This window comes from Trinickia fusca (assembly GCF_003628145.1).
GTDB classification, from domain to species: Bacteria; Pseudomonadota; Gammaproteobacteria; order Burkholderiales; family Burkholderiaceae; genus Trinickia; species Trinickia fusca.
In genome coordinates, this window is sequence record NZ_RBZV01000004.1 from 164,827 (window position 1) to 183,708 (window position 18,882).

Sequence of the window (18,882 nt, forward strand, 5' to 3'; positions counted from 1 at the left end):
AGCGTTGCTGGCGGTCATTCTACGCTCAAGAAATGTGCGGCAGCCGTGTCTTTAGGCGAGGCCGCTGGAATAGTATTTTGTTCGCAGGGTTACGCTGCGAGCAGCATGGTGGTTCGCCTTCAATGGTGGTCAACTCGCCCCCGATGGGGCCGTTGGGGAGCGGCATGAGGGGCTTGCTTCTAGCATGGGTATGGGCATTCGCGTGCATGCCCTTGGGTACCACGGCTCAGGGTTTGTCCACGGCCTCCGTACCCCAGTCCCCGGTCGCCGCCTGGCGGGGCTACCTGACCGAAGCGAAGCGCGTCGTCGACGCCGCGGCGCAACCTGCTCCCCCTTGGAACGGGCCGCGCACCGGGCCACGCGCTCAACCCGGGAAACACCTCGCGGTAGTCGCCGAGGATTTGCGCAACGGCGGCATCCTCGGCGTCATCGACGGTGTGCTGGAGGCGGCCAAGGTCATAGGCTGGAGCGTGAAGATATTCGACTCCGGCGGCTCGCCGGATCTGCGATTGAAGGTGCTGGCGAATGCGCTGGCAAGTCGTCCGGACGGCCTCATCATCGTCGGCGGCGACGCACACGCGCTGCTGCCCGGCCTGCAGCCATTTGCCAAGCAGAGCCTCCCGATCGTCGGCTGGCATGTCGCAGCGAAGGCCGGACCGGTGCCTGGCACGCCTGTGGCGATGAACGTATCGACGGATCCGCTCGAAGTCGCGCGGGTCACCGCGCTGGCGGCCATCGTGCAGTCCGGTGGGCGCGCAGGCGTCGTCATTTTCACCGACTCCAATTTTCAAGTTGCGCAAGACAAGGCCGATGAAATGGCTGCGGTCGTACGCGCTTGCCGCAGCTGCACGTTGCTCGGCGTGCGCGACGTGGCGATCTCGCAATGCGAGGCACTGATGCCGGGCACGACACACGCCTTGCTCGCGCAGTATGGCAAGCGCTGGACCTATGCGCTGGCGATCAACGACATCTACTTCGACTACGCTGCCCCCGTTCTGACCGAGGCCGGCATTCCGAACGGTGCCATGGTGATGCTGTCTGCAGGCGACGGCAGCGAGTCCGCCTTCCTGCGCATCCGGCAAAGCACGTTCCAGACAGCCACCGTCGCCGAACCGCTGAATCTGCACGGCTGGCAGTTGATCGACGAGATGAACAGGCGCTTCGCTGGGGAACGCGTCACCGGTTACGTATTTCCGGTGCATCTCGTGACGGCGAGCAACATCGACGCGGACGGCGGCGATCGCCTGCTCTACGATCCCGCCAACGGCTACCGCGACATCTATCGCCACATCTGGCAACGCCCGTGAAACTACCGCTTCCCCAGTCCCTCACCGCGCAATTCTCGCTCGTCGCGTCATGCCTGGCCGCGCTCGTGGTCGCAGTCGGTGCAACGACCCTCTACTCGTTGACCGGGTCGGCTCACGCGCTGCGCCAGTTGGCAGAAGATCGGCTCGCGCGCCTGCAGGACGCACAGGACCTGGTCCAGCAAACCCTGATGATCGAACGCATGGCGCTGCAGCTCTCGAGTGACGAAACCGTCGACGCCGTGCGCGAGACGCAACGGCATGTCATCGAAAGCCTGACGTCGTTCGATCGCCTCGTTGACGGGCTCGCCTCCGCGCCGCCTGCGCGCGAAGAGGTTGGCGTCGACACGCTGGCGCTGCATCGATCGAGCCAGCGCTTTCGCAACACGGTCAACATCGAGGCGCAGGTGCGCGAGACTGCGCTGGCCCTGGGAACCGCGCCGCGGCCCAACGCGTCGTTGTCCAGCCTCGACGACGATCTGCACCGCCAGGCCAATACCCTGGCCGTCGCAGCGCGCCAGCAATCGGCTCAACTCACGCGCGAATACCGCCAAGCGGTCCAGAACCTGGCCGACGATTCGGATCGCACGCGTGCGTGGGTCGTCGGCGAAGTGGCGGTGAGCCTGTTGTTGGCCTGGCTGATCGCTCGCGTCTTCCTCGGTCGCCATATCGTGGGTCGACTGCGCCGAGTCAGCCACTATTTGCGGCACGGCGATGTCGGCGGCACCCAAACCGGTGTCCCCGTGTACGGACGCGACGAGATTGCCGACATGGCGCGCGCCGTCGAGCAGTTCCTCGAAGACCGGCGCCAGCGCAAGCAGGCCGAGGATGCGCTGAAGGTGCTCAACGCTGAACTCGAGGAGCGCGTGGTGCGGCGCACGGCCGACCTCAGCACGGCGCTTTTGGGACGGACGGCCGAGATCCGCGATCGGCAGCATGCCGAAGAGGCCGCGCGGGCGAGCGAGCACTTCCTGAACAGCATCATCGAGAACATCCCGGACATGATCTTCGTCAAGGATGCCGCGACGCTGCGCTTCGTCCGCTTCAACAAGGCGGGGGAGCAACTGCTTGGCTACCGGCGCGAGGAACTCATCGGCAAGTCCGTCTACGAACTGTTTCCGGCTCAGGAGGCCGATTTCTTCGCTCTGAAGGATCGTGACGTGCTTCAGTCGCGGCAGATGGTCAACATTCCGGAGGAGCCCGTTCTGACACGTCACGGGCCGCGCCTGGTGCATACGATGAAGATTCCGATCGTCGACGTGCGCGGCGAGCCTCAGTTTTTGCTCGGCATCTCGCGCGACATCACGGAGCACAAGCGTGCGGAAGCCGAATTGCGCGAGAGCGAGCGGCGGTACCGCGAGGTTCAGATGGCGCTGGCACACGCGAACCGCGTCATGACGATGGGGCAGCTCACGGCTTCCATCAGCCATGAAATCAAGCAGCCGATCGCGGCGAGCGCCACCAATGCTCAGGCAGGGCTGCTTTGGTTACATGCCAAGCCGCCCAATCTGGAGGAAGTTCGACAAGCGTTCGATCGAATCAACAAGGACATGAGGCGCGCCAGCGAAGTCATGAACCGGATTCATGGCCTCGTCAAGAAGGCGCCGCCGTCGATGGAGAGGCTGCAGATCAACGAGGCCATTGGCGAGGTCATCGCCCTCATGCGCAGTGAGCTCGCGAAGCACGGCGTCTTCGTGCGAACGCAGCTTGCACAGGATCTGCCTCCCGTGGAAGGCGATCGCGTCGCACTTCAGCAGGTGATGCTGAACCTGATCATCAACGCTATCGAGGCGATGGGCACGGTCGACGATAGGCCTCGAGAAATGACCATCAGGACCGGCAGGCATCATTCCGGTGGCATCGTCGTTTCCGTGTGCGATTCAGGGCCGGGGGTGACGGTCGACGACATCGAGTGCCTCTTCGAGCCGTTTTACACGTCGAAGACCGGTGGAATGGGCATGGGGTTGTCGATTTGTCGTTCGATAGTGGAAGCACACGGGGGACGGTTGTGGGCGAGCCCGAACGTGCCTCATGGCGCCGAGTTTCAGTTCACCGTGCCGGCTCAACCGATCGGTTCCGCTGTATAAGGACCGTGATGAGATCAGGATTCCTTCGAAAAATTTCGACATGGCTCGACGTGGACATCGCGCCATGCCAGCATCTTCGGCAACCGTTGCTCGAGCGCATCGTCGAAGCCGCATCGATGACGCCACTCGGCAGGATTTTCATAGGTTCCGAACAGCATGTCCCACCAGGTGATGTCGCCGTAATTGTTCTTGTGACATCCGTGGCGATGATGGATGCGATGCATTTCCGGTCGCTGAAAGACGAACCCAACCCAGCGCGGTGTCTTGACGTTGGTGTGATAGAAAAACTCGCCCAACGCGGTGCAAAGCGTGTAGATGCCGCCTGCCGCTGGAGACAGTCCAAGGAACGTATAAACCAGCAAGCTGCCGATCAATGAGTTCACCACCATTTCGGCCGGGTGCTTATAGAACGACGTGATGACCTCGAGCCGTTGCGGGCTGTGATGAATCTGGTGGAACACACGCCAAAGCAAGTCCGATTCGTGACGCCAGCGGTGCCACCAATAGAAGACGAACGTTGCGACGAAGTAAGCAAGCACGGCTCCAACAACAGGGGGGACATGCCGTGAGAGATGAAATAACGACCACGATGCCAACCACCGTTCCCAGCTCACGCCGGCAAGCAGCACAACAGCGATCTGGATGCCGTTGATGAGCAGAACACGCGCGGGCCAATGGCGGACTTTGGGCAACGGCCAACCTGGGATCAGGCGCTCGACGAGGAAGCAGCAAGCAATAACAAGGAACGCGATGGCAATCATGCTCGCCCTCCCTGCGTATGGCGGCGGGTGCCATGGTTGGATCGCACGACGCCATCGAATACCCGTTCCAGCGAAGGGCTGTTCAACAGGCTGGCGGGCGTGACCGTCTCTCGTTCCCACGGGATACAGCCGAGGTACCACATACGCCAGAAGCCGAGCGCAGCCCCGGGCTGACGCTCGAGTAATGTCGCAAAGCTTTCCACCTCGCCCACGTTGATGCCGGTTGCCTCCGCAAGGACTTCGCGTGCGAAGCGCGAGCAGAACTGGCGTTTCGAATGCAGGTTGAACCCGGTGTCGTACCAGATGCCCATGCGCCGGCGAGCCGCCTCCGACACGCGAATTTGTTGCGATGGCTCCAATGAGCGCTTAAGCCGGGCAACGGCGATACGACCATATTCGGAGCGAGCGACAAAGCGCTCGATGGAGGTAATTCGGCTACGGGGAAATGCGCTTTCTGCGATCGCGATTTCGCCCTCCGAATTGCGGACGATGATGCCGACATGATTGGTCCACGATCCCGTGGCGATTGAAATTTCGCGGAACGGGCGGGCACGAACGCGGATGAAGAGGACGTCGCCAATCTGCAAGCTGGCGGACAGTGCCTGAACGTCGGTATCGAAGCGCATGGTCGATTCTTGGTGGTTTTGGATGTAGGGACCACAGCTTGCTATCGAGTCTCGCAAAGTGCACCACATTATGGTGTTAGTGGTAACTTACGAGCGGTAGAGTATTAAAAATCGATACCAATCCCAGAAATTGGGCAGACGCCATCGCAGACGCCGTAGACCTATGAACGAAGTTGCCCAACTCATCGCCACCATCAAACGACACCTCAAAGCGCAAGGCTTGACCTATCGCGAGGTGGCCAACGCGCTTGAACTGTCCGAGGCCAGTATCAAGCGGCTGTTTGCCAGCGAACGATTTACGGTGGATCGTCTGGTGCAGCTCAGCACGTTGCTGGGTTTCACGCTGGCCGAGCTTGCTCAGGATGCCGCTGCCGAACTGCCGGCGCTGCGCACGCTCACCATCGAACAGGAAACACGACTAGTCTCCGATCGCAAGTTGCTGCTGGTGGCGGTCTGCGCGTTGAACCACTGGTCGGTGGCGGAGATCGTCGCTGCCTACCGGGTCACGTACGCCGAATGCCTCAAGAGGCTTCTGGTGCTCGAACGCATGGGCTTGATCGCGCTCTTGCCGAATGACCGAATCAGGCTGATCGTCATGCGCGATTTTCATTGGCTGCCCGACGGCCCTATTCGCGCTTTTTTCATGCAGGAGGGTTTGGGCGACTTCTTGAGCAACAGCTTTGACGAGCCAGAACAGACACTGGAATTCGCTCACGCCATGCTGACCGAACCGGCGCTGGAACAGCTACGGCTGGAATTGCAGAAGGTTCGAGCGCGACTCGCGCTATTGCATGACGAGTCGTCGACGGCTCCGTTGGCGCAGCGGCGCGGCGTCGGCATGCTGCTGGCGACTCGGGAATGGGAGCCCGCCATGTTTGCGCAGATGCGTATGCCGGCCCTTCGGAAAGGCGCACGCACTTAAGCGCTCCCTAAAGTTTCGTCTGCAAGCGTCGTTATCTCGCGGAGAACATAAGCCTGCCCGTCCGACGCGGACATGGGACAGACCTCGAGAACAACCCCACACACTCAATCGATGAGGCAACGCGCAACTCGGGAACTCGCGACACGCATGTCGTCGTGGATCATGGCGGCCTACGCCCTTTGCATGGGAGCCAATGCGCAAGCGGCTCCCGCCAAACCTGATAAGCACGCGAGCACCGCGGAAATGCCATCACAAGTTGCCGTCTGCATCGGCTGTCATGGCGCACGCGGCGAGGGCAATGTGACTGCCGGCTTTCCGCGACTGGCGGGCACCGGCGCCGCCTATCTGTCCGAGCAACTCGCCAACTTCGCGTCCGGCCAGCGCGCGAGCGCCGTCATGCAGCCGTTCGCGCAAGCCCTGTCGCCCGAGCAGCGCGAGGCGGCCGTCCGCTACTTCAGCACGCTGCCCGCGGCTGCGCCGACCGACGCCCGCCTCCCGGTCACGCCGTCGCAGACCGGCGCCTGGCTCGCCACACGCGGACGCTGGAACGATGGCTTGCCCGCCTGTGTCCAGTGCCACGGACCGGGCGGTACCGGGGTCGGCCAGCACTTCCCGCCGCTCGCGGGCCAACCTGCGACGTATCTTGCACGCCAGTTGTCGGATTGGAAGGCCGGACAACGTCCACCCGGGCCGCTCGGCCTGATGCCCGCCATTGCGAAGAAGCTGTCGGACGCGGAGATCACCGCCGTCGCCGACTACTACGCCACGCTTGGCACGCCCGCGCCGCAAGACGCCAAGCCGGAGGGCCAGCCATGAACACGCGCGCATCGATCCGGTTTGCGCTCGCCGCCGCTATCACGGCCATCGTGAGCGCGCTGCCACACTTGGCGCACGCGCAAACCACACTCGCCCCCGCAGCACAAACGCAAGCAGCAGCCGTGACGCGGCCGTTCGCACCGCCGCCCGAAAGCAGCATGCCGGCGACCGGCGACTTCGGCGCAACGGTCAGGCTAGGCCAACAGATCTTCTTGCACACCGGGGAATTGGCCGGCAAGTACGTCGGCAACTCACTCAACTGCGCGAGCTGCCACCTCGACGCGGGGCGCAAAGCCGATTCGGGTCCGCTGTGGGCCGCCTATGTCTCGTATCCCGCCTGGCGCAGCAAGGACGGCAAAGTCAGCACGCTGGCCGAACGCATGCAGGGGTGCTTCCTGTACAGCATGAATGGCAAGGCGCCGCCGGCCAACGATCCATTGATGGTTGCGCTGGAAACCTACGCCTTCTGGCTTGCCCAGGGTGCGCCGGTGGGTGGCACGCTGTCGGGACGCGGCTACCCCAAGCTGCCCGCCCCTGCCCAAGTGCCGGACTATGCGCGCGGCGGCCAGGTCTATGCGCAGCATTGCGCGTTGTGTCACGGCGACGATGGGCAGGGCCAGACGAGCCACGGCGAGACGGTCTTTCCGCCGTTGTGGGGCCCGCGCTCGTTCAACTGGGGCGCCGGCATGCACGAACTGCAGAACGCGTCCGCCTTCATCAAGGCGAACATGCCGCTTGGCCTCGGCGGCACGTTGACGGATCAGGAAGCATGGGATGTCGCGAAGTTCATGGACAGTCACGAACGTCCGCAGGACCCTCGCTTCACGGGTTCGGTAGAAACAACGCGCACGCGTTACCACGACTCTCCGTGGTCGATGTATGGCCGCACGGTCAACGGACATGTTCTCGGCTCGCAGTAAATGCCGGACGACCGTGTGGTGTAGTGAGTAAGAGAAGAGAAAAAAATGCGATTCGATAGAAAGTTGATCGTTTGCTCGGCGGTGCCGGCTGCAATATTCATGGTCGCGGTGAGCACCAGCATCTGGGGATCGATGCGCACGCAGTCGGAGTTCGAGCACTACATCGGGGTCGATCAGAAGATCAGCGGCGGCTTGGAAGAGATGTACGCACAAGGTCTGCAAATGGGACAGGCCTTGCGCAACGTGCTGCTGAAGCCGACCGACGCGCAGGGTTTTCGCAATCTCGACGACGCCGAAAAACAATACGCCACGGTCGCGGCGGAGACCGCCACCTATGCGCGCGATACGTCCGAGGCAGCCACCCTGGACGCCCTATCGAAGCTGCGCGACGAGCATCGATCGGCGCAACAGAAGGTCCTGCTCGCGATCCGCGGCAACGACCTGACCCACGCGGGCGAGCTCCTCGTCAACGAGGAAACGCCTGCTTGGCGACGCCTGCGCGGCGAGCTGGTCAAGGACATCAAGCGCTCGCAAGCGCACACGGAAGAGGTCCGTACCGAGGCCATCACGCACGCGCAAAACGCCGTCAGGCTCGCGCTTGTGCTCGCGCTCGCGGCCTTGTTGAGCGCGTTCGCGATGGTCAGGCTGCTGACGCGGACAGTCCGCACGGAAATAGGAGGAGATCCCGATGATGCGCGGACCGCGTTGAAGGGCCTCGCGAGCGGCGATCTGGCAACGTCGATCGCGCTGCACGCGAACGACCGCACGAGCATGATGGCCTCGCTCAATGCGATGCGTGAGCATCTGGCCAGCCTCATCAGCAACATCAAGGCAACGGCCGAGTCGATCTCCGCGGCATCGGACGAGATCGCTGAAAGCAGCCTCAACTTGTCGCAGCGGACCGAGGAACAAGCCGCCTCGCTAGAGGAAACCGCGGCCAGCATGGAGCAGTTGACCACGACGGTAAAGCAGAACGCCGAGAACGCACGCGAGGCCACCACGCTGGCGGCCGCGGCCGCCGACATCGCTGATCAGTGCCACGCGGTCGTCGGTCAAATGCTGGCGACCATGGCAGACATCACCACCAACTCGACGAAAATCGCCGACATCACGGCGCTGATCGAAGGCATCGCCTTCCAGACCAACATCCTCGCGCTGAACGCCGCCGTCGAGGCTGCGCGTGCGGGCGAGCACGGACGTGGCTTTGCGGTGGTGGCCTCCGAGGTCCGCAGTCTGGCACAGCGCTCGTCGAACGCATCGAAGGACATCAAGACCCTCATTCAGAGCTCGGCGCAGACGGTTGAAGCAGGCTCGGTGCATGCGCGGGAAGTCGGCCGCTTCACGGAAGAAGTGCAGCAGGCGATCCGGCGGGTCGCGTCGATCAACGGCGAGATTTCGACCGCGTCGCACGAACAGGGGATCGGCATCGAGCAGGTCAATCAGGCCATCGGCCAGATGGATCAGGTCACCCAGCAGAACGCCGCCCTCGTCAGCGAGGCGGCAGGCGCCGCGCAGTCGATGAATACGCGAGCGAACCAGTTGCGCGAGGCGGCCGTCGTCTTCAAGCTGCCGAAAAACCGCCACTGAATCCAACCGCGCCAAAAAGCGCCCGGCCCACCAAGGCCGGGCGAAACCGTCGGTATCCCAACGGCGGAGGTAATACGTTGTCCTATGCAACGAGCCTGCTTTGGTTAAAGGCAGGCTCGTTGTGTCTTGCAGAAAGAGAAGGCGAGAGACGCAGCATCGGGCGATGCGACCTCACCGAGGCTTATTGACCGAAGAAAATCGACTTCTCAGCGGCCCCTGCGGCATGGCCCGCTTGGACCTTGACGTCAGCCACGCCGCCGACGTCGTTCGCCGCCGTCTGCGTCACCGCCGCTTGTTGCGTACCGGCGTGTTGCGCAGCGACACGCGCTTCTGCTGCCTGAATGTCGGCCGGATAGTACGGGTCGCTGCCGCGCGAGGGAACGTAGCCGACCTTGGCCAGATCGACGAGTTGCTGCTGAACGTCTGCACGCGTCACCGGCTGGTTCGATTGGGCAAACGAAGCGATCGGGGTGGCCAGAACGGCGGCAAGAGCGACGGCACTGATGAGCGATTTCATGGTAACTACCTCCAAGGATTATTTCGTAATCAGCTATAAACGGTTGTCTCTAGCTGTTGAAATGAATTCTAGGAGCAAGAATCTTTAGGGTAAATACCTAGATTCCGAAAACACTGTTTCCCTTAACAAGACAATCGCAGCCTGGAGATAGGGGGCCACAGCGGGGCCAGGCGAGCCCCCGTGCCATCCTTCACGACGCACTCACGCTCACGTCAAGAACTCCAACGCCCCCGTCCCAAGGTTGTACATCGCACCGACGATCTTGATCGTGCCCTTGGTCTCGAGTTCCGCGAGCACGGGACTATCCTGACGAATGTTGGCAACGGTCAACTCGACGTTCTTGCGCGCCACGGCATTCACGAAAGCGTAGTTCGTTGCAGAACGATCGCCGTCGTAGGTCGTTGCCTCAACGGCAGGTTTGATCTTGGACAGCAATCCGGTGAGATTGCCTAGCTCGGCATTGGCAATGGCTCCCTTGATGGCGCCACAGGCCGTGTGCCCCATGACGACGACGACCTTTGCCCCAGACAACTTGCAGGCGAACTCCATACTGCCAAGGATGTCGTTGTTTTCCACATTGCCGGCCACGCGACAGTTGAAGATGTCGCCGATACCCAGGTCCATGATCACTTCCGCCGGTGCGCGCGAGTCGATGCAACTGAGCAGCACGGCAGCGGGATACTGCCCGGATGCGCTCGCTCTCTGCTCGCGCAAGTAATTGCGCGGTTTCCTTTCGCCCTTCTGAAAGCGAGCATTGCCTCGTTTCATGAACTCGATGATCTGATCTGGCGTCATGCTGTCGCGCTGCGCCTTGGTCAATGCGTCCGCATGCGCAGGCTCGGTGAAGAGCGGTCCCGTGAGCCCAACCACCGTCGCGGTGCCAGCCAACTTGAGGAAACTCCGACGACCCGAGCCTCGGTATTGCTTCGGATACCCAAATATGTCGCACATGACCTTGCCCCCTTTTTGACGACTGGCCTCGCAAGCGGTCGATTCAATATAGGCCATCGCTGTTGGGGTTCAAGTGTCATGCGGAGTGGTGAACCACGCTTCACCGCCCCCGGAAGCTAGCCGGGGGGGGGGCTGAGCGCGCAGCGAGTCTTTCCCTTTCAGAGCGCAACGTTGTCGAGAAAGTAACGTATCGCGCGGTTGAATTCCCCGGGCCTTTGCAGCGGGGCGAAGTGACTGACGCCCGGTAGAAGAATCAACTCGGCACCGGGAATGCTACGGGCAAGATATTCGGCGTGCTCAAGCTTGATGAATTCGTCATGCTCGCTTTGGACGATCGCGACGGGCACGCAGATATCGGCCAGATCGCGAGCGTCGTAATTGGGCTGGGTCTTCATCATTTCACCGACCGCACGCACGAACGCGTCGAACTCGTCCGGTGTGGCCGATAGCTCGGCATAGTCTTTGGCATGCCGCTTGAAACACCGATCAAGGGCCGGACTCGGCGCGAATTCCTTGGTGCCGCTCGGATCCATATTGCAGCCAAAGAAGAACACGCCTACCACGCGCTCGGGGAATTTCATCCCGAGGATCATGGCGATGCAGGCGCCGTCGCTCCAACCCACGATGGGCGCTCGTTCGAGATGCAATGCGTCCATGACGGCCAGAACGTCGGATGCTATCAGCTCGTACGTGTAGGCGCGGGTATCGCGTGTACTGCGGCCGTGGCCGCGGCTGTCGACCAGCAATACGCAATGACCGGAGCCGACCAGTTCCGAAACCTGATAGCCCCAATTGCCGCTATGGCCGAGGCCACCATGCAGCAAGATCACGGGGGCGTCGGCTCGGTCTCCGTACGTCGCGTACCAGATTCGGGCGCCATCATGGTCCACGTATCCCTGATCGCTCGCAGCCGGCAGCGGTTTGGCGCCATGTGCTTCGAAGTGAGCAAGATCGTCGTCGAATATCTTCATTGTTGAGTCGCCCCCAGATGAACACGGATTGTGTTTCATACGACGAACGAGGCCAGCGGAAATCGACATCCTGGCGAATGGGCGACACCCAATCTATCGGCAACGCGCCTACTTTGGGGCGCCATCCTTGTCGGCAGCCGGAGACAGCGCCTTGCTCACCTTCGAGAAGAAGTCGTCATAGAGCTCGGGTTGCAAGAGGGTCTTCGTCCGTGAATCACCGTTGCTGTCCCAAACGGTGCCGTCGAACCTCGTCCGAACGATCGTTGCCCCACCGTCGTCGCCAGCCCTGACGGTGACGATGGCCGCGACTCTTTCGTGGTCGGCTTTAGCCGGGAATATGCTGGTATAGGACTTCAGCGCGCCCCGGAGAAGTTGTCGCCATTTCGGCACTAGCGTTGCATTGTGCTCAGCCTCGACCAGCCCTGAGTCTCTGTCCACCGATACGGGAGCGAAGCCCAGGTCACCCAGCACTTTGGCCACCGCATCCATCGTCCGATCTCGCGTCACATTGGCATAGGCGTGGTCCCGCATGGCGCGCAAGCTCTGTTGCTCCGCATCAGTCAGATCAACCGCTACCTGACTTGAGCTGTATCGTACCAGTGTTCCCCCATTTCCCGTTTCCCGTTCATTCTTGGGCGGGCTGGCGCAGGCGCCCAGCATCGAGAGTGCGCTGGCGAGCGCTAGCGTAGTCCCTGTGCGGCCAATCGCTTTCGCGCGGCGCCGCTTCATTATTCTTCGTGAAATGGCCGACATGTTCATTATCTCTAAACCCCAATGGCGCTTATGATATTGACCATTCCGCATAGCAACAAACGAGTTATTCTCTCTAACTCCGTAGTAATTCTTTGATATCGAGTCATGCGTCGATTGCCGCCGTTGAATGCCTTGCGCAGTTTCGAAGCCGCCGGGCGTCTGAATAGCCTGACCCTCGCCGCCGAGGAGTTGAACGTCACCCAGAGCGCAATTGCCCAACAGATTCGCGTGTTGGAAGCGTTTTTCGGACAGAAGCTTTTTGAACGCGACGGACGATCATTACGTCTGACACTGCGCGCGCAGCATTACCTCGTCGATGTCGCAAGCTGCATCGGGCGCCTGACCGAGGCGACGGAGCAGATGTTCGAGCCCGACCGGCATCAGATCCGGGTCAACGCGTCAGCCTCGTTCGCGCATGGCTGGTTGCTTGGACAACTCGCGCGTTTCCATGCGCAACATCCCGACATCGAGATTCACGTGGTGTCGACGCCCGACATGCAAGTCGAACGCATCGACGAATCGTGCGACGTGGTCATTCGCCGCTACACGCCCGAGTTACGGCGCAGGGGCTTCGTGTCGAAGCCGTTGCTGGGCAACGTAGTCGTGGCGGTTTGTTCGCCGCATCTTCCGGCGTTGCCTGCGATGCGTACGCCATCCGATTTGCTCGCCGCGCCGCTGCTGCATTACGCCGGTGTGCCGCGAGCATGGCAGTACTGGTTCCAGCGCGCAGGCGTGCCGACCGGAGAGACACTCCGCGGACCGTTCTACGATGAATTCTGTTTGCAGGTAAAGGCCGTGGTGAGCGGGCTAGGCGTCGGCCTCGCTCCGCGCGCGGTCGTTCAGGATGAGATAGCGCACGGGCGCCTCGTCGCGCTGTTTCCCGAGGTGAAGCTCGAAGGCCCTCCGTTTCATTGCCTCTATCGTGAAACCACTGACAATAAGCCGCTCAACGCCTTTGTCGAATGGCTATTCACGTGCGCATCCGATTTGCACGAGTCCCTTCAAACCGAATAGCGCTGGCGAACATCGGTCAGTGATTGTCGCTGCCGGCCTTGCTCATCGAAGTTTTCGGCCGACAGCCATGCCTGGAAGGCCTGTTTGAGCGAAGGCCACTCCTTGTCGAGGATGGAAAACCACGCGGTATCGCGGTTGCGCCCCTTGTACACCACCGCCTGACGAAAGATCCCCTCGAAACTGAAGCCGAGCCGCTCGGCCGCCTTGCGGGAAGGCGCGTTGAGACTGTCGCATTTCCATTCGTAGCGGCGATACCCGAGTTCATCGAAGACGTAGGCCATGAGCAGGAACTGCGCTTCAGTCGAAATGGGCGTCTGCTTGAGCAGCGGCGAGAACACCACACTGCCCACCTCGATGACGCCGTGGGTCGGTTCGATGCGCATCAGCGCCAGGGCGCCGACCGCTTTGCCCGTCTTGCGTTCAATGACCGCGTAGTGCCGAGGATCGGTGCTGCGCGCGGCGCCTTCAGCGTAGCGGCGATAGTCTTCGGCATGGTCGAACGGCCCGACGAATAGGTAAGTCCAGTCCCGGTGATCGGGTGCGGCACGGTAGGCCGCGTAGAGATCGTCGGCGTGGCGCTCCGCATCCAGTGGTTCGAGCCGGCAGGACGTGCCCTCGAGCGTCACGCCCGCGGGTACAGGGCGCGAGGACCATCCCGGCACCGGTTCGCCGATAGGTTGAGCGTATTCGTTGGTGCGCGTGGACATGGCATCTCCCGGTTTGCGTGGCATGGAGAAGACTTTAGAATTCCTGTGGCTCATGCAAAAGAGCCAAAAGCATGGAATTCAATGGTGCCACGAACAAAAGCGGCTTCTACGAGGCTTGCTCACACGCATGTCTGCAACCGATGAATCTTCCAGCCCGGTGCTGGACCTTCTTCTCGAAACACCGCTCGTCAGAGACCGGGACGGAGAGTCCTTGCAGCGGCAATTGCTCCACCGCATCCGCGGCGCGATCCTGGATGGCCGGTTGCCATCCGGTTGCCGCCTGCCCGGCTCACGTGCCCTTGCAGCCGCGCTTGGCATCTCGCGCAACAGCGTGACAGCGGTGTACGAGTTGCTGGGGGCGGAAGGATATATCGCGTTGAGCCGCCAAGGAACGAGGGTCACCACGCTGGAGCGGTTGAAGGCGGAACACCAGCGGGTCCAGCACACCGCATCGCCCGAAATTTCAACACGCGGCACTCGTATTCGGGATGCATTCTTCGACGCGCCAGACACCCTTGCCCTTCGGCCCGGCGTTCCCGCTTTGGGGCGGTTCCCGCTCAGCGCCTGGAAGAACTGCCTCGATCGCGCGATTCGGAGCGCAGGTGTCACCGCCCTCGGCTATGGCGATCCGCAAGGCGAGCGGGCCTTGCGCGTCGCCATCATGCAGCACTTGGCGGTCGCGCGCGGCGCGCGCTGCGAACCGGAACAGGTCGTCATTACCGAGGGTGCGCAAGAGGCGCTGTCCCTATGCATCCGGCTGGTGACGAATCCAGGGCAGGTCGCCTGGGTGGAAGAGCCCGGCTGGCGCGGCGCCCAAACTGCGTTGCTATGCGGTGACTTGAACGTCGTGCCGGTGCGGGTCGATGCCAATGGCCTACACGTTTCCGACGACGCCTGGAATGCCGAGGCCCCGCGGCTCGTCTACACGACGCCTTCTCACCAATACCCGACAGGCGCTGTCCTGACGGCGTCACGCCGGCTCGACTTGATCGGCAAGGCCCAGGCGCATGGTGCCTGGATCCTCGAGGACGACTACGACAGCGAGTTCCGCCATTCCGGAGAACCCATCTGTGCCATGCAGGGCATGGTGCCGCAAGCGCCGGTCTTGTACATAGGCACGTTCAGCAAGACGCTATTTCCGTCGCTGCGCCTGGGCTTCGTGGTGCTTCCCGAGGTATTGGTCGCCAAGGCTACGCCGTTGCTAAGGGAAACACTGCGCGGCGGCCACCGTTACGAGCAGCTCGCCTTGGCCGAGTTCATCGAGAGCGGCCAGTTCAGCCGGCACCTCGGACGCATGCGCCGCCTCTACAGGAGACGACTGGACGCACTCAGAACAGCCCTGAAGCAGCATTTGGATGTGCCGCACGTCGTCATGGGGGGTGACAGCGGCATGCATCTGACTATCCGGCTGCCTGCCGAATGCATCGACCGGCGAATCGCGCAAGCGGCTCGCCAATTCGACATGGCGCCGGCGCCGTTGTCCCACTTTGCGCTGTGCCCGCGCCCCGAAGACAATGGGCTTGTTCTCGGGTATGGCAACACGTCGGAGTCGCTGTTCGTGCCGCTTATCCGGCAATTAGCGCGATTGATTCACGAGCATCGCTAGTATGGCCTTCCCAAGTTGACGCGCAATTGGCGAACGCTCAGAATGCGCCGGTCCCAAACCGGTCTGTGCAATCCCATGGCTCACGACGCTCATGCACTTCCTGATCACTGTCCTAATTGCGGTGCTGCCGTGCATGGGCCTTATTGCGCGCAATGTGGTCAAGAAACGGTGCATGAATTGCCGACCTTACGCGAATTCGCACACGAGTACCTGCACCACTATGTCGCAGCGGATGGCAAGCTGCTGCCCACGCTGAAGCTGCTCCTGCTCAAGCCTGGGCAATTGACGCTCGAATATCTGGCAGGCCGTCGGCAGCGCTATGTCAAACCGCTGTCGCTCTATGTCACGTTCAGCTTTCTGTTTTTTCTTTTCCTGAGCTTGACGAGTTCCAGCACGCCAGACCACTTCGTTTATGTCGACAATCGGCCCGTCGCTCATCCGGAGCAACACCTTGCCGGGCTCGCGGCCGCCAAAGCCGACCCCGATGAGCGGAAGGTGCTCGGCGCGCTAGCCAGCGCCGTGAGCGAGCTGCAAGACCCCGACAAATTGGCCGAGTTCAGAGAACATCTTCTGCATCGTCTGCCGTATGCCATATTCGCGCTGATGCCGATCTTCGCGGCAATGTGTGCGCTCGTCTATCGGAGACGGCGTCAGAACTATGGCATGCATGTCTTGTTTACCCTGCACCTGAACGCATTCATCTTTGCGGTCTTTCTGCTTGGTTTGATCCCTGCCGTGCAGGCTCATGCTGCCTGGGCCGCATCAGTGATCTTCCTCTACCTCGTCGTCGCGCTCAAACGCGTGCACGGCGGCCGGTGGTGGCCACAATTGGCGCGTGGCATGCTGCTGGGCAGTTGTTACGTCATCCTGAGCAGTGTGGCGATCGGTGCCGCCATGGCCGCATCGGCGGGCGTGCAGTGGCACCTTCATTGACGCACTCGGTAGGCACGGCCTTTCGTCGTCGCTCCCCCTCCTATTGCTCCTGAACGCAGTTTCCCTGGGCCGCCGCACACTCGAGCGGCCCAGAGCCGGGATCGTCGCCCGGAGGAGCGACTACACCATCAGCCCCCTGCCTGCCCCGTGAGATTGAAGATGCTGTCGATCCACGAGAGGAACGTCGAGAATGTGAAGTCCGACCATTGCTGCGTGCGGAATGCTTTCATGACAGGCGTATCGGCCGGATCCTGCTGGTTGAGCAGATCATTGACGAACGTTCCGATATCCGCATCGATGCCGTTCTCATGGATACCCGAGCCCGTGAAGCTGACGGCGGTCACCTGATGGTTCCTCATGAAGTCGCTGCGCGCCCACGGCATGAAGTATCCCCAGTTCGGCAGCGGATTCAACGTCTCTTTCAGGAGATCGAGTTCCTGGTCGAACATCGTGAGCGACAGGGCGTCCTTGGTCGGGCCGTCCGGCGCGGCGATCACCGCGGGCACGAACGGGCGGTAGTGGTAGGCCGCGATGATTTTGTCTTGTTGATACGTCGAATAGCCGAAGCGATCGTGAGGATACGTTTGCGACAGTGCCGCGTACGCGCTGCCCATGTTGTTCGGATCGAAGGACGGAGCGAGCTGGGCATTGATCGTGATCATGCCGTTGGGCGCGTTCATCCCCCATTCGGTGCGCGCCTTGTCGTACAAGCCGACCGATGGGTGTATCGTCGGGTCCGCGTCGAAGGGCGTATTGAAGACCGTGCCGGCATCGTCGAGCAGCGAGCTATGCGCCTGCGGTTGCAACGTGTTGCGCAGCGTCGCGTAGTTGGCGAGGGTCCCGTAGCCACCCGCGCTCGTCCCATACACCAACATCCGGCTCGGCTGGCCGAACCCGTTGGCGACGAGCCACTGCGCAACGGCCTGGATGTTCTGCATCCCGTTGAAGTGCTGGACCCGCCAGTCACCCGTGGGCGAGGTGTAGTTGCGCACCGCGCTGCCCATGTGAATGTCGCCCGTGCAATACGGCACGAACACCTGGGTCCAATCCTGCGTCTCCACCTTCGGCTCGCCAACGAGGATATGCGCGAGATCCATCCGGATCATCAACGGCGACAGGAACGACGAAAACAAGCTCTCGTTAGTCGTGCCGTTCATGTAGTTCTGCGGAATGCCATTGGGATTGAAGGCGCCTAGCCCCGCCTCCGGGCCAGTCGCGGCTTCAGTACAGGTGCCGTAGTCCCAGCATGCGCCGCCAGGTTCCATCATGAAGAGGAGATTGCTCGATTGCGCGCGATTGATATAGAAGCGCATCGGCGTACCGTTGCCGCATGAGGCGCCGGTGCTTTCCGGCAACGTCACTTCGTACCACGAATAATAGGGAATCGACGGATCCGGCACTGTCGTATCCGAGGCATTGCCGTTGAGTGCGGCACAGCCTAGCAAAGTGCCGACGCATAGGGGTTTCAACAATTTAGGCACAGACATATCTCCTCCATTTAATTGACTTGGTGTCTCCACCGCGTACAGGCGCGACGAGGCGCACACGGGAAGGTCAATGCGTATTGGGTGAAGAAGTGCTGTCGAACAGTTGCACGCGCAGTGCCTGTAGACGCTGCGTGATGATGAGCTGTTGCTGGGCGGGATCGGGGACACTAGCCTGAACCTGCTGGATGATGTCGCGGCTCTGCTGCGTGTAGGTCAAATAGCGCGGATCCTGTGCAGGCGATGGCCCCACGGTCTGACGGGCATAGGCATCCCACTGCTGCTGCGCCGCCTGAATGGCTGCGCTGCGTGTGGTCGGATCGCTTTCCGCGTCTGTCAGCAGCGCTACGCTGAGTGCTTCCGCTTGCACCGGCACGATCTCGTGGCTTGCGACATGCTCAGGCAGTTCGGCAAGAATCGCGCGCGCTAACCGGGCCCTCTCCGCCTCCGGCATGCTGCTCCTGCCGTTGCCGTAGGCTTCGACCTGATCGCGGAAACGCGCGAACTCGACGATGCGCCGTACTTCCGCTTCCGCGTCCTTGCGACCCGCCAAACTCTTGCGCAATGCGTTCAGATCCAGCGCGCGCTCTGCGGGACCGGCTTTGACAAGCGCATCCGCGGACGCACCGACGGGCAGCCCGCCCTGCACACTCGCCGTCGTATCGGATCGTATGGGCCGAGTGGCAACCGCCTGCGATGGCGTCTCATATCGCCAGACTGCGATAGCGGCACCGATGGCCGCCACTAGCAACGCGCGTCTCCAAAGCGTTTTCGATTGCTTCACGCCGCCTCCCTGTTGGGTCGTCGTGGCTTTTTACGCTGCTTATCCGCGACTAGGTTTTAGGACGAAACACCCTCATCGTCAAAGGCACCACTAGATTTAGTCCACTAATACCCAGTGAATCGGACGTGATTACCCATTT

18 protein-coding genes are annotated in these 18,882 nt (G+C 61.7%); 9 read left to right on the top strand and 9 right to left on the bottom strand.

Annotated features, from left to right (window positions below; genetic code table 11):
* Nucleotides 1-206 precede the first annotated feature (206 nt).
* Together D7S89_RS12730 and D7S89_RS12735 are read left to right on the top strand one after the other, a co-directional pair.
* The gene (locus D7S89_RS12730) at nt 207-1,307 is read left to right on the top strand and encodes a substrate-binding domain-containing protein (RefSeq protein ID WP_425470793.1); all 1,101 of its coding nucleotides are present in this window, start codon (nt 207-209) and stop codon (nt 1,305-1,307) included.
* Nucleotides 1,304-3,391: a sensor histidine kinase gene (locus D7S89_RS12735; protein WP_121278051.1), complete on the top strand. Its 2,088-nt coding sequence runs from the start codon at nt 1,304-1,306 to the stop codon at nt 3,389-3,391. Before D7S89_RS12730 ends, D7S89_RS12735 begins: the two co-directional genes overlap by 4 nt.
* Nucleotides 3,392-3,405: 14 nt before the next feature.
* On the opposite strand, the gene D7S89_RS12740 is transcribed toward D7S89_RS12735, so the two are convergent.
* Entirely contained in the window at nt 3,406-4,152 is a 747-nt protein-coding gene (locus D7S89_RS12740; protein ID WP_121278052.1) for a sterol desaturase family protein, read from the bottom strand.
* A complete protein-coding gene (locus tag D7S89_RS12745; protein WP_121278053.1) occupies nt 4,149-4,778 on the bottom strand; it encodes a YebB family permuted papain-like enzyme in 630 nt (209 codons plus the stop codon). The genes D7S89_RS12740 and D7S89_RS12745 overlap by 4 nt, the downstream gene beginning before the upstream one ends.
* Before the next feature lie 163 nt (nt 4,779-4,941).
* Between D7S89_RS12745 and D7S89_RS12750 the strand changes: the two genes are divergently transcribed.
* The 4 genes from D7S89_RS12750 (at nt 4,942) to D7S89_RS12765 (ending at nt 9,023) form a co-directional block, all read left to right on the top strand.
* Nucleotides 4,942-5,700, top strand: a complete 759-nt coding sequence (locus D7S89_RS12750; RefSeq protein WP_121278054.1) for a helix-turn-helix domain-containing protein — start codon at nt 4,942-4,944, stop codon at nt 5,698-5,700.
* A gap of 243 nt (nt 5,701-5,943) precedes the next feature.
* The gene (locus tag D7S89_RS12755) at nt 5,944-6,516 is read left to right on the top strand and encodes a c-type cytochrome (protein ID WP_245982860.1); all 573 of its coding nucleotides are present in this window, start codon (nt 5,944-5,946) and stop codon (nt 6,514-6,516) included.
* Nucleotides 6,513-7,436: a c-type cytochrome gene (locus D7S89_RS12760; RefSeq protein ID WP_121278056.1), complete on the top strand. Its 924-nt coding sequence runs from the start codon at nt 6,513-6,515 to the stop codon at nt 7,434-7,436. Before D7S89_RS12755 ends, D7S89_RS12760 begins: the two co-directional genes overlap by 4 nt.
* Before the next feature lie 45 nt (nt 7,437-7,481).
* Nucleotides 7,482-9,023 carry a methyl-accepting chemotaxis protein gene (locus tag D7S89_RS12765; RefSeq protein WP_121278057.1) on the top strand — a complete coding sequence of 514 codons (1,542 nt, stop codon included), beginning with the start codon at nt 7,482-7,484 and terminating at the stop codon, nt 9,021-9,023.
* 181 nt (nt 9,024-9,204) lie between these two features.
* Here D7S89_RS12765 and D7S89_RS12770 read toward each other — a convergent pair whose 3' ends face one another.
* The 4 genes from D7S89_RS12770 to D7S89_RS12785 form a co-directional block, all read right to left on the bottom strand.
* Entirely contained in the window at nt 9,205-9,540 is a 336-nt protein-coding gene (locus D7S89_RS12770) for a DUF4148 domain-containing protein (protein ID WP_121278058.1), read from the bottom strand.
* Nucleotides 9,541-9,747: 207 nt separating this feature from the next.
* Nucleotides 9,748-10,491: a carbonic anhydrase family protein gene (locus tag D7S89_RS12775; protein WP_121278315.1), complete on the bottom strand. Its 744-nt coding sequence runs from the start codon at nt 10,489-10,491 to the stop codon at nt 9,748-9,750.
* Between the two features lie 158 nt (nt 10,492-10,649).
* Nucleotides 10,650-11,501, bottom strand: a complete 852-nt coding sequence (locus D7S89_RS12780) for an alpha/beta fold hydrolase (RefSeq protein WP_245982862.1) — start codon at nt 11,499-11,501, stop codon at nt 10,650-10,652.
* Between the two features lie 69 nt (nt 11,502-11,570).
* Complete coding sequence (locus D7S89_RS12785; RefSeq protein ID WP_245982864.1) at nt 11,571-12,215, bottom strand: hypothetical protein; 645 nt, start codon at nt 12,213-12,215, stop codon at nt 11,571-11,573.
* Between the two features lie 105 nt (nt 12,216-12,320).
* On the opposite strand from D7S89_RS12785, the gene D7S89_RS12790 reads away from it, so the two are divergent.
* Nucleotides 12,321-13,229: a LysR substrate-binding domain-containing protein gene (locus D7S89_RS12790; RefSeq protein ID WP_121278060.1), complete on the top strand. Its 909-nt coding sequence runs from the start codon at nt 12,321-12,323 to the stop codon at nt 13,227-13,229.
* On the opposite strand, the gene D7S89_RS12795 is transcribed toward D7S89_RS12790, so the two are convergent.
* The gene (locus D7S89_RS12795) at nt 13,217-13,936 is read right to left on the bottom strand and encodes a GNAT family N-acetyltransferase (protein ID WP_121278061.1); all 720 of its coding nucleotides are present in this window, start codon (nt 13,934-13,936) and stop codon (nt 13,217-13,219) included. The two genes, D7S89_RS12790 and D7S89_RS12795, sit on opposite strands and share 13 nt — an antisense overlap.
* Nucleotides 13,937-14,063: 127 nt before the next feature.
* On the opposite strand from D7S89_RS12795, the gene pdxR reads away from it, so the two are divergent.
* Entirely contained in the window at nt 14,064-15,542 is a 1,479-nt protein-coding gene (pdxR, locus tag D7S89_RS12800) for a MocR-like pyridoxine biosynthesis transcription factor PdxR (protein ID WP_121278317.1), read from the top strand.
* 177 nt (nt 15,543-15,719) lie between these two features.
* A complete protein-coding gene (locus D7S89_RS12805; protein ID WP_183085179.1) occupies nt 15,720-16,475 on the top strand; it encodes a DUF3667 domain-containing protein in 756 nt (251 codons plus the stop codon).
* Nucleotides 16,476-16,603: 128 nt separating this feature from the next.
* Here the strand turns inward: D7S89_RS12805 and D7S89_RS12810 are convergent, their stop codons facing one another.
* On the bottom strand, nt 16,604-17,962 hold the full coding sequence (locus tag D7S89_RS12810) for a pectin acetylesterase-family hydrolase (RefSeq protein WP_121278063.1): 1,359 nt from the start codon (nt 17,960-17,962) through the stop codon (nt 16,604-16,606).
* A 67-nt stretch (nt 17,963-18,029) separates the two neighbouring features.
* On the bottom strand, nt 18,030-18,743 hold the full coding sequence (gene plcR, locus D7S89_RS12815; protein ID WP_121278064.1) for a phospholipase C accessory protein PlcR: 714 nt from the start codon (nt 18,741-18,743) through the stop codon (nt 18,030-18,032).
* Between the last annotated feature and the right edge of the window lie 139 nt (nt 18,744-18,882).

Bases quoted from the DNA above. Each gene is read 5' to 3' on its own strand.
- D7S89_RS12730 (WP_425470793.1), top strand. From the start codon at position 207: ATGCCCTTGGGTACCACGGCTCAGGGTTTGTCCACGGCCTCCGTACCC.
- D7S89_RS12740 (WP_121278052.1), bottom strand. From the start codon at position 4,152: ATGATTGCCATCGCGTTCCTTGTTATTGCTTGCTGCTTCCTCGTCGAG.
- D7S89_RS12745 (WP_121278053.1), bottom strand. From the start codon at position 4,778: ATGCGCTTCGATACCGACGTTCAGGCACTGTCCGCCAGCTTGCAGATT.
- D7S89_RS12750 (WP_121278054.1), top strand. From the start codon at position 4,942: ATGAACGAAGTTGCCCAACTCATCGCCACCATCAAACGACACCTCAAA.
- D7S89_RS12755 (WP_245982860.1), top strand. From the start codon at position 5,944: ATGCCATCACAAGTTGCCGTCTGCATCGGCTGTCATGGCGCACGCGGC.
- D7S89_RS12760 (WP_121278056.1), top strand. From the start codon at position 6,513: ATGAACACGCGCGCATCGATCCGGTTTGCGCTCGCCGCCGCTATCACG.
- D7S89_RS12765 (WP_121278057.1), top strand. From the start codon at position 7,482: ATGCGATTCGATAGAAAGTTGATCGTTTGCTCGGCGGTGCCGGCTGCA.
- D7S89_RS12770 (WP_121278058.1), bottom strand. From the start codon at position 9,540: ATGAAATCGCTCATCAGTGCCGTCGCTCTTGCCGCCGTTCTGGCCACC.
- D7S89_RS12775 (WP_121278315.1), bottom strand. From the start codon at position 10,491: ATGTGCGACATATTTGGGTATCCGAAGCAATACCGAGGCTCGGGTCGT.
- D7S89_RS12780 (WP_245982862.1), bottom strand. From the start codon at position 11,501: ATGAAACACAATCCGTGTTCATCTGGGGGCGACTCAACAATGAAGATA.
- D7S89_RS12785 (WP_245982864.1), bottom strand. From the start codon at position 12,215: ATGTCGGCCATTTCACGAAGAATAATGAAGCGGCGCCGCGCGAAAGCG.
- D7S89_RS12790 (WP_121278060.1), top strand. From the start codon at position 12,321: ATGCGTCGATTGCCGCCGTTGAATGCCTTGCGCAGTTTCGAAGCCGCC.
- D7S89_RS12795 (WP_121278061.1), bottom strand. From the start codon at position 13,936: ATGTCCACGCGCACCAACGAATACGCTCAACCTATCGGCGAACCGGTG.
- pdxR (WP_121278317.1), top strand. From the start codon at position 14,064: ATGTCTGCAACCGATGAATCTTCCAGCCCGGTGCTGGACCTTCTTCTC.
- D7S89_RS12810 (WP_121278063.1), bottom strand. From the start codon at position 17,962: ATGTCTGTGCCTAAATTGTTGAAACCCCTATGCGTCGGCACTTTGCTA.